Origin of the sequence: Paenibacillus sp. FSL R7-269, from assembly GCF_000517865.1 — a bacterium.
GTDB lineage: Bacteria > Bacillota > Bacilli > Paenibacillales > Paenibacillaceae > Paenibacillus_AQ.
Genome location: NZ_ASPS01000047.1, coordinates 35517 through 47209, shown reverse-complemented (window position 1 = coordinate 47209; position 11693 = coordinate 35517). Strand labels below are relative to the sequence as shown.

General features: G+C 47.5%; 2 protein-coding genes. Both read left to right on the top strand.

What is annotated here, in order from left to right:
- Window positions 1–3 precede the first annotated feature (3 nt).
- On the top strand, window positions 4–4797 hold the full coding sequence (locus tag C162_RS20615; RefSeq protein ID WP_051493784.1) for a type I polyketide synthase: 4794 nt from the start codon (window positions 4–6) through the stop codon (window positions 4795–4797).
- Window positions 4784–11653 carry a non-ribosomal peptide synthetase gene (locus C162_RS20610; protein WP_051493783.1) on the top strand — a complete coding sequence of 2290 codons (6870 nt, stop codon included), beginning with the start codon at window positions 4784–4786 and terminating at the stop codon, window positions 11651–11653. The genes C162_RS20615 and C162_RS20610 overlap by 14 nt, the downstream gene beginning before the upstream one ends.
- The last annotated feature ends 40 nt before the right edge of the window (window positions 11654–11693 follow it).

Here is an 11693-nt window from a genome sequence, read left to right as displayed (position 1 = left end):
CAGATGGAAGAGCTAAAAAAATATATATTGTCCCAGGTCGCTAAACAACAGTTGAGTAAAGACGAAGCGAAGGTCTTGCTTACAGAACTGATGAAAACTACTGAATCCGTTCAGCGGGACGTCGCGATTATTGGGATGGCAGGCCGTTTCTCAAGTGCCAATGATACTGAAGAGTTCTGGAAAATCTTGAGGGACGGTGTGAATGGCATCCGTGAATTCCCTCCGGAGAGGCTTCGTGATATTGAACATGTATTACGTAACCCGCATTACTCAGAGTTTATGCTCGGTAATGCAATACATCCTGAGGATATTCCTGACATTAACGTCCGGGCCGGATATTTAGACGAAATAGACAAGTTCGATGCCGCTTTTTTTGGAATACCCCGCACTGAGGCAACGTACATGGACCCCAATCAGCGTGTAGCATTGGAGATTGCATGGGAGGCTATGGAGGATGCAGGCTACGGCGGTGATTCTCTGATCGGGAGCCGGACGGGTGTTTATATAGGCAGGGATGAAACCAATTATTCTTTTTACCGGCTTAGCTCTGATAAGCATCCTATGCAGCTCACGGGCTCGTGGGAGAGTATGATTGTCAGCCGGATTTCGTATGCTTTCGATTTTAAGGGACCCTCTATGATCATAGATACGGCTTGTTCTGCAGGGCTGGTTAGTATCCATATGGCAGCTCAAGCTCTGATTGCTGGTGAATGCCATCAAGCGATTGCCGGAGGTCTTAATCTGACGACAACAGGTGAAATAAAGCCTCGTTACTTAGAAGGGGCGAACATGGAAAACGTGGAGTCAAACGATGAATTAGTCAAGACTTTCGATGCAAAGGCTAACGGTACAGTATGGGGAGAGGGAGCCGGAGTAGTCCTGCTTAAGCCACTGCATCGGGCACTCGAGGATGGAGACCATATCCGCGGCATAATAAAAGCCAGCGCCATCAATAACGATGGCAGAACGAATAGCTTGACAGCACCAAGTGCAAAAACGCAAGAAGATGTAATTGTCGATGCTTGGGAAAAAGCGGGCATTCCGCCTGAAACGATCTCTTATGTTGAAGCCCATGGGACAGGTACTGTATTGGGCGACCCCATTGAGGTAAAGGGACTGATGAGTGCTTTTCGCCGATATACATCCCGGCGGCAATTCTGCGGCATCGGATCACTGAAGAGCAACATGGGGCATATGGTTGCTGCCTCCGGTGTGGCATCCTTGATTAAGGTTATTAAGTCCATGGAGCATAAGGAATTGCCGCCTACAATCAATTTCTATACGCCTAACCCGTATATTAATTTCGTTGAAAGTCCTTTCTATGTAAATAACAAGCTGCAATCCTGGGATGTTAATGGAATTCCCCGCCGGGCTGCAATCAGTTCCTTCGGCTTCAGTCGGACGAACTGTCATCTGGTTGTCGAAGAAGCACCTAATATGGAGCCGAAGCCAGCTTTGCAGCCCCGGTATTGTCTATCCATTAGCGCTAAGAATGAAGAGGTGATGCAGCAATACCTCCAGCGCTACATGCCATTTTTAGAAGGGGATTCATGGAATCTGGCTGACTTATGTTACACCTCGAACATTGGCCGGGGACATTATGAATACAGGACTGTAATTATTGCAGGAACTGAGAATGAACTGCGCGAGAAAGTAAAGGCCTTAGTGAATAACGGAGGGAGTCCCCTAGGGTTAACCGGAGTATACACGGGCTATCACATGATTGTAAGTGAGAAGAAGCAACTGCTTGAATCTGGTGAGCTTAGCGTGTACACACGTAATAACCTTAGTGAATTAGCCTCATTTAAGATGAAGGATTATCTGAACGGGGATTCATCGGACGCATCGATACTTGAGAGAGTGTGCCGGCACTATGTCGAAGGAGCCGATATTAACTGGGAGCTTCTCTATCATAAAGAATCTCGCAGAAGGATACCTATTCCAGTATATCCATTACAGCGAATACGTGTGTGGGCTGATCCCAAGGTCAGCAAAATCCGCACAAAGCCCGCAGATAATCTGCATCCTCTGGTAGAAGAGAAGCTTCCAGCCCATGAAGGAAAACACAGCTATCAAACAACGTTCAGAATTGATAAGCATTGGGTACTGTCGGACCACCGGATAAGCAACAAAGCTGTGCTGCCAGGTACAAGCTACCTGGAAATGGTGCGATTTGCTGCGGCTCGAGCTTTTGGCCAGGAGAGCATTGAGTTTCGTGATGTATTCTTTCTGTTTCCTCTGATCGTTGAAGAAGAGGCTGAAGTATTGGCCCAATTAACGCTAACGCCAAGGGAGTCCGGGTACTCGTTCTCTGTGGCGAGCTGTAATCAGGCTGGGGAGTGGATTTCCCACTTAGAGGGTAAGGTATATGCTTTGGATGTTGAATTAGGTCAGGATCGGATGGATCTAACGGATCTCAAGTCCCGGGCAGATGAGGTGCAAGATCCTTTCATAGATGACCACGACACTGGAGTTTTTAGATTCGGTCCCCACTGGGATACGGTACGTGCAGTCTGGCGGATTGGTTCTGAAACACTGGCTCGTTTGCAGCTAGCAGAGAATTTACAGCAGGAGCTTAATATCTATCCTTTACATCCTTCGCTACTGGACAATGCAGTTAATCTGACCAGCCAAAGTACGGGGGAGACATTCCTTCCCTTCATGTACAAGCGGCTAAGATTCTATCGTTCGTTTACACAGGAATTATATACTCATATCCGCCTCCATACTGCTAAGGATGGAAGAGGCGAGACTATGACCTATGACATAGATATTGTAGATGCTGAAGGACGGATTGCGGCACAAATCAGCGATTATTCTGTTAAGCGGGTGCATGACCTCGATTTAATAGGCAGTGATGATACAGCAGGTTCCTGCTTACAGATGACATGGGTAGCCCGCGAAGAGTCGAAGAAGTCATTGTATGAAGAGAAGGACGGACCGTGGGCGCTCATTGCAACCGAAGGAAGTCGCTATCAGGGCTTGCGGAACGCTTTGGAAGTAGCTGGAGTCGAGGTGGTGACCTTTCTGCTGGCAGCGGATAACAAGGAAGAAGCTGCTCCTGCTTATACACCAGATCCAAAAGGTATGGATACGATATTGTCAATTGCCGAGAAGAACGGAGTCAAGGGACTGCTGTTTTCATGCGATTACACCTTAGAGGCTGGGGAATCTGATCTGGGGTTTGCCGAAAGACGCAGTCTCGGCGTGGATGCCTTGTTCCAGCTATGTAAGAGCATTCTGAACGGAAAGTCCAAATGGCCCGGCGGTCTAAAAGTATTGGTACGGGATGCCTGGGCTGTAGACCATTCGGAGTGGATCGTTCCCCTTTCGGCGGCTACAGGAGCGCTTGGAAGAGTAATCGGTCAGGAGTATAAGCACTTAAATGTAGACATTGTGGACGTATCGGGGCCGGTCTCTGAAATTGCCGTAGTGGATGAGTTGTTCCGGTTCAAAGGAGCCGGACTACGGGCATTACGTACTTCGGGAGTTTTCATTGAGGAACTGCGGCCGCATCGTGTGCCGCTGAACACGAGTCTTTCAATGGAGCGTACAGGTGTCTATTTAATATCCGGTGGTCTAGGCGGTGTGGGTCTTGCTGTGGCTGGACGTTTGGCTGAGAAAGGCAAGGCAAACGTCGTACTGCTGGGCCGAACGCCTATAGCGCCGGCTGATGAATGGAAGAGTTTATCGGAATCAGGACCTTCCGAAAGGACAGCATTATATTGCAAACTGATTGATCTAAAATCCCGGTTAGGAAGTTTGGAATATATAAGCCTTGATGTCTCAAATCGTGATAGTGTCCGAGTATTAGGAGATTCCCTGCAGGATCGTTATGGAGAGATCGCAGGAATCTTTCATGCCGCTGGTGTAGCGGGAGACGGTTTTTTGATGTCTAAGGATAAAGAGCAGTTCTCGCAGGTACTGAATCCTAAACTAGATGGCACGATGAATTTGATGCATCTTCTTCTACCGCAAGAGGGCAAGGGATTTTTGGCACTCTTTTCTTCAATCACAGCATTGACCGGAGGAGAAGGGCAAGGTGACTACTCTGCCGCGAATGCATTCCTTGACTCTTTCGCTGAGTCTGCAAGCAGACAACGGGGGCTTAAGGTCATCTCAGTGAATTGGCCGAGCTGGAAGGAGGTAGGCATGTCTGTAGATTTCAGTATAGATGCTGCTGATAACCTCTTCAGCCATCTAGATGTAGAGGACGGGCTTAACTGGCTTGAATACTTGATTGTTCATCCTAAGCAGCGTATCGTTCCGGCAGCTCTTAATACGAGACTGGCGGCTCAACTTGCTGATGATCTGCCTTTCCGGCTGGCTCCAGAAATTTCTATACCGTTGGCTGCCAGTGATAAGGGATCAGGCCAAAGTCAGAGTGAGGCATCGGTCAAATTAAAGGGAGTTGTCGAGATAACCGATACGCAGCGTACATTAGGTAATATTTTTGCTGCGGTACTGGGACTAAGTGAAATAGATGTATTTGCAAGCTTTCAGGATATGGGGGGGAACTCTCTGATGTCTACGCAGCTATTGAAGCTGCTTGAAGATCAGTTCCCGGGACTTGTTGATATTTCGGACATCTTTTCATATCCCTCGGTTAATGACATGTCAGACTTCATTGACAGCCAACGACAACATACTGTGCCTGACGAATCATTAACTGCAGGCCAATCGGATGATGTGGTGGATGAACTCATGGAACTCTTAGAGAGAGAATTGAGCGGAACAGAATTTTTGGAGTTCTTTTTAGATAAGTCTACTGGGGGGGGACAGCGTGGCGAAGGATAGTATGAATGTCAAAAAGGAATTGATTCAGTTTCTTCTGTCTAAAGTGAAAGAACGGGAGCTTGATCCAAATTTGGTGAAGCAATACTTGAAGGAACTGGGGAGTACAGCTAAGAGTGATGTTGAACCTATAGCAATAGTGGGCATGTCCTGCCATTTCCCTGATGCCGACAATCCTGACCAGCTCTGGGATAATCTTTCTGCTGGCCGCCAGTCCATTACGCCGTTCCCGGCTGCGAGACTCGAAGATTTTAAACGTATCCGCAAGATTAAGGGGCCCCTTCGTCAAGGGGGATTCCTGGAGTCAATTGATGCTTTTGATGCGGAATACTTCAATATCCCACCTCAAGTGGCCTTACACCTAGACCCCTATCATCGTCTGTTGCTTGAGACCTTTATAGAAACGATAGAAGATGCAGGCTATCATCGCGGCCAGTTACAAGGACGTTCCGTAGGGATCTTTGTGGGCAATGACCATACACACCGATTGAGCATGTCCTATATGCCCTTTGTGTCGGATCAGGATTTTACAACTGTGACCGGATCATGGACAGGTGTTTTGGCCAGCCGCTTATCCTATCTGTTGAACCTTCATGGGCCAGCGATTGTACTCGATACCGGCTGTTCCTCAGCTCTGGTGGCATTGGATTATGCCATTAAGGCTATCCGGCAAGGCGATTGTGATTCTGCTCTTATAGGGAGTGCCAACCTCTTTTTAGACCCGGTGAATTTTGATAATGAGACCCAGTCCAGTGAGTATATTGTAAGAGCTTTCGACAGCGGCGCAAGTGGTACTGTCTGGAGTGAAGGTGTAGGAGCGGTATTTATCAAACCGTTGTCGAAAGCTCTGGCTGATCAGGATCATGTATATGGAATCATTCGCGGTATTGCGATTAATAATGATGGGAAATCCAACGGCTTGACTGCACCAAGTGCCCGTGCACAACAGGAAGTCTTGCTAAAGGCTTGGGAGCGTGCGGGAATACCTCCTGAAACGATTTCTTATATTGAAACACATGGTACGGGGACCCATTTAGGCGATCCTATCGAGATAAAAGGACTGACCGGCGCTTTTTCCAAGTTTACGAACAAGCGGCAATTTTGTGCCATTGGGTCTGTTAAGTCCAATATAGGCCACACGGTAGGATCGGCTGGAATGGCTTCTCTGATTAAGGTGCTCTTATCCTTGCGCGCACGCGCGTTGCCTCCAACAATTAACTTTCAAATGCCAAATCCATATATTGATTTCTGCAACAGCCCAGTTTACATCCAAGACACTTTAACATCATGGGATGCTGGCATGGCCCCAAGGCGTGCGGGAATCAGCTCCTTTAGTCTGTCGGGTACAAATTGTCATCTGGTGGTAGAAGAAGCTCCGATTGATGAACGTTCTGGTATAGATGAGGGGCTGAGCCTGTATCCTTTATCGGGACGTAACATTAAGCTTTTGGAAAAAACGGTTCTGCACCATCTGAGGTATGTAAAGAAGCATCCAAACATGCGTTGGCATGATATGTGCTTTACTGCCAGTACAGGGCGCGAGCATCATCATGTGCGCGCAGCTATACTATGCCGGAATGCCCAAGGTCTCATAGCTGGACTTGAGGTCTTGGCGAAAGCTATCTCCAAAGGAGGATGGGATACATATACCTATCAGCAGTCGGGAGAAGGGGTTAGCCTGTGGTTAACACCGGAATCCTCTACCTTTGCTCAGAAGGAAGAGCAGACTGTGGATAGCGAGACTGCCATGCAGAGTCTTGTAGCGTCTCTGGCAAATCCGGAAATGCGGGAAATGCCAAATGCATGGATGTCACTGGCTGAACTATATATCACCGGGGTTAACGTTAACTTCGAGGGGATCTATGCGAATCAGTCAGTAAGACGAACTCCGCTACCTCCCCAGGTATTTAACAATCAGCGTTACTGGGATGAAACTCCCCGGAACTTAGGGGAGAGCGAGTCAGAGGCGTCTGAAACAGGGAACAGTATGAAGTTCGATGCTGTATCAATATGGAAGGAAGCAGTAGCATCAGGTTCCCGATTACCTGCAGAGCATGAGGCTTCTGGTAACGTAGAGGTTTTATTGGCCTGGATATGGTCTGAGGTATTGGGGTATCCAGTCATTCATCCTCAGGATGATTTCTATGCGCTTGGTGGTGATTCTATCAATGCGCTCAGAATCATCCAAGTGCTTAATACAGCGTACAGCCTAGAATTACCCCCGTCGTCGCTTTTGGGTTTCCCGGTCTTTAGCGATTTTGTGCAAACCGTGTTCAAGGATTTCGGTTTCACAGATGCAGTACTGGATTCTCTGCTGGAGGGGTCTACCGTACAAGCTCAGGTTATTCAACGCTCTCAAGGTGAGGAGAATACCTTGGCGCTTACTCCTGCCCAGAGCAGAACGTTCCTGTCGGTGAGTATGATGCCCGATTCGGTAGCGTATAACGTTACGGGAGTTTCGAGAATTCGGAAGCATGAAAATATCGACGATGTTGAAAAAATAATGCGCCGTCTGATCGAACGTCATGAAAGTTTGCGTACATCGTTCCATCTGCAAGATGGATTGCCTGTGCAAGTCATTCGTTCCAACGTGAATTTTAATGTAGAGCGCAAGTTACTGGAGTGTGAAGATCATGCGGATATCCGGATGAACATGCTACAGGCAGAGCTTCAACGATTTGTCCGACCGTTTGATCTGGAAACGGCACCGCTGGTAAGGGCTGGATATTTCGAGATCAATGGTCATGAGGCCTATCTAGCTATTGATCTGCACCATATCATTACAGATGGAGCTTCAATGGGGATACTCTTTGCCGAATACATGGCTTTGGCCGAGAACAGGACATTATCACCTTTGTTGATGGGATATCGGGAAGCCTCCGCACTGATTCGGAAGCGTCTTGATGAGACAGCCTTGCAGAAGCAGCGTCAATGGTGGATGGAGCAGTTCGCTGATGGAATACCTGTGCTGGATCTTTATATGGACAAGCCCCGTCCGGCGTTACGGGATTACCGCGGCTCACGGGTTATTCATATGGTGCCCGGTGCGCTGACAGCCCAGGTGAAGCAGTTGGCCAAGAACGCTGGAGCGACTTTGTTTACAGTCCTGCTGGGAGCCTTTCACAATCTTTTGGCCCGTCTGGGAGGCGGCCGTGATATTGTCATTGGAACACCGGTAGCCGGAAGACCTTATCTGGAGTTTCAAGAGATTGTAGGGATGTTCGTTAACACGCTGCCTATTCGGACAAGATCCACCGATATGGAGAGCTTTCATGATTTTCTGGGTCAACTTAAAACGACGGTAATGTCAGCTTTTGATAATCAGGAATATCCTTACGAAGCTTTGATCGAGGATTTACAGCCTGAGCGTATTCCTGGCCGTAACCCTTTGTTTGATGTCTATTTTGCTCTACAAAACGTTGACATGGGACTGTCGGGCTCGGATGAGAAATTTATAGAGTTTGATTCGAGAACCGCAAAGTTTGATATTACGGTAAGTGCAAGAGAAACCCCGGAAGGTCTGCTTATGGAATGGGAATATGCAGAAGCTCTTTATAGGCATTCCACTATAGAACGAATGGCTAGGCGATTTGAACGGCAGCTTGCCTCCATAGTGGATAATCCGTCTTCTCCCTTAGATGAACTGAATCTGATGGAGGAGGGGGAGATGGATTTGATTCTAAATCAATGGAACCGTGCTGAGATGCCATATCCTGATGAACGGGGAATTCCCGCCCTTTTCGAAGAGATGGTCGATCGCCGAGGCAAGGTAGACGCATTAATCATGGATGGCCAGCGCCTGAGCTATGAGGAACTGAATGCTTGGGCCAACCGTATTTCGCGAGAGATTGCTGCGCATGGTGTTGAACCCGGATCCGGTGTAGCTCTTTTATTAAACCGTTCCTTCGATATGATTGCTGCAATAATAGGTGTTCTAAAAGCCGGATGCTATTATATCCCAATGGATTCTGAACTATCCACGGCTCGTTTGCAAATGATGCTGGTGGATGGTGGGGCAAAGCTTTTGCTTTCTCATGGAGAATTATTCCATAAATATAGGGAATGCCTTGATTATGAAAATCCTGTGCTGGATCTTAATGCGCTAAATCCTGATGTTTCTGACGCCAATCCTGCCTTACAAGTGGATGGTAATACTGCAGCCTATGCCATGTACACATCAGGTTCTACTGGAACGCCTAAGGGTGTTCTGGTAAGCAACAAATCAGTTATAAGATTGGTGCGTAATTCAAGGTATCTTGACATCCTTCCTGATGACGTATTATTGCAGTTGTCTAATTACTCCTTTGACGGCTCAGTATTCGACATCTTCAATGCATTATTAAATGGCGCAGCGCTCGTATTGCTTCATAAGCATGAGGTCACCAATCCCCAAGTGCTGAGCCAAATCATTTTGAGAAACAAGGTATCTGTGCTTTTCGTTACTACTTCTCTGTTCAATGCGATGGTTGATGTCAATTTAGAATGCTTTGATTCTACTCGAAAAGTCGTTTTTGGTGGTGAAGCAGCATCGCTATATCATGTGCGGAAAGCTTACGAACGCATAGGTCCTAATCGTCTAATTAATGGCTATGGACCTACGGAGACAACGGTGTTCGCTGTGACGTATGCAATAGACTGTTTGCCGGGAGATGAAGGAATTCCCATCGGATATGCTATTGGCAACACTTCATTGTATGTGCTGGATAACCGGATGCATCCCCAGCCTATTGGAATGCCAGGGGAATTGTACATTGGAGGGCCTGGTGTGGCAATAGGATATTTGAACCAGCCGGAGCTTACGAGAGAGCGCTTTGTTAAGAATCCCTTCCAGCCGGATGAAAGGTTGTACCGCAGTGGCGATCTGGTGGTTCGCGGGGCTGACGGACTTCTAAAATATTTGGGTCGCAGCGATCAGCAGGTGAAGTTTAGAGGATATCGCATTGAGCTGGGGGAAATTGAAACGACCGCCAATTGCCTGGACTCTGTAATAGGAGCGTATGCTGGAATTCATGTGGATCAAGCAGGAGTGCGGAGCCTCTGCTTGTGGGTAGTCCTTGATGGGGATTCAAGTGAAGTTGGGTGCCAGAATGTACGCCGTTCGCTAGAAGAGACTCTTCCAAGCTACATGGTGCCATCGTTTGTGATTCCTATCTCCGTCTTACCGCTCAATAAGAATGGAAAGATTGCCGAGAGTCAACTTCCCGGACCCTTCTCAGGTGCACAGAAACCGGTTCGCGCGCCCCGCAATGAACATGAATTGTTGCTGGCCGATGTATGGTCTCAAGTTCTGGGCATTCGTACGCCAAGCATGGATGATAAATTCTTCAATGTGGGCGGCGATTCGATCAAAGCCATCCAAGTAATCGCAAGACTTCAAGATAAAGGCTATAGCGTGAAGATGGAGGATTTGTTCAAAAATCAGAGTATTGAATCCTTGGCTCCACATCTAAATATGCAACTCAAGATGCAGGTTGAGCAGCACGATATTCAAGGCGTCTGTGCTCCTGGCGCTATTCAGAGTTGGTTTTTAAGTAATGAGTTGAATGCCGGCAGACGGTTCAATCAGGCCATGTTCATCAGAAGCAATACAAGCTGGGATCGTACAAAAATTCAAGCGGCGTTGACCAGTATATGCAGACATCATGATGCCCTTAGGCTGACAGTATCATCGGATGGAAGGATGCGATTGCGGAGTCCAGATGAAGGTCCGATGTACTATTTAACGGACTTGCCACCGCATTTAAATGAAGATGCGCTTCATGAAGCAATGATTGAAGTGCAAAAACATATCCATCTTGACGGAGGTCCGCTGGTGGCTGCAGCTATTGGGTCAGGCCAAGAGGCAGGTCAACTATTCATTGCAGTGCATCATATGGCTATGGATGTTGTATCGTGGGGGGTGCTATTGGAGGATTTTCAGGCCTGTTTAGAACATGCAGAGATTTCGCTACCCAAGAAGACCTCATCATTCTCCGCATGGACCAAGGAGCTAACAGAATGGGCCCGATCCGGAGGCGCTAGAGATGAGCTGCCGTATTGGCTGGAATTAGCCAATGAGGTTAGGAAATTGCCGTCACCGCTTGCCCCGGTAAATGTCTTGCGCAAGGATACTGCGCGAGCAGAATACTGGATTAAGGGAGACGTTGGCCGAGCGCTATGTGGCGATGCCAACTCTGCATATCACACCGAGACTGTCCATCTCTTGCTAAGTGTTCTGGCTCGTGCATTGTGTGAATGGTTTAAGACAACGGCTCTATTAGTCAACCTTGAGGGCCATGGACGAGAGGACTTCGCTCCAGGTTTAGATATCAGCCGGACGATTGGCTGGTTTACGAGCACCTATCCGTTGTTGCTAAAGGCGGTCAGCGGAATTGGAGATACAATTAAGAACACTAAGGAAGCAGTGCGCGGAGTACCTAGACGGGGCTTTGGATATGGTGTTCTTCGTCAATTGGATTCAGGACTGGAAGATCAGGATCGAGCCTTGTTGGAAAGTCTGGTACCTGCGGTTTGCTTTAATTATCTTGGTGTGCAAGGAAATACAAATGATTCAGAAATGAATATTAACCATTTGCCAGGCGAAGTCACCACTGATGACGAATGGGAGAGCCAATGGGTGCTGGATATCGTCGCAGTTCGAGTGGAATCGGCAATATCCATAGAAATGCGATATCCCCGCGCAATGTTCAGTGAAGAAGAGATTGAAGAGCTCTTGGCGCTGCTTGATACGATGGCTGAGCAGATTGCCGAGTTCTGTTTGAAGAGAGAAAGCAGTGAGAAAACTGCTTCAGATTACACGGTAACCAAATTAAGCAAAGAAGAACTAGATAGTATCTTAGAGGATATAACATTGAATTGAGTGTATATGAATTCTAAATATTACAATTAATATCCTTTAT

Bases quoted from the DNA above. Each gene is read 5' to 3' on its own strand.
- C162_RS20615 (WP_051493784.1), top strand. From the start codon at position 4: ATGGAAGAGCTAAAAAAATATATATTGTCCCAGGTCGCTAAACAACAG.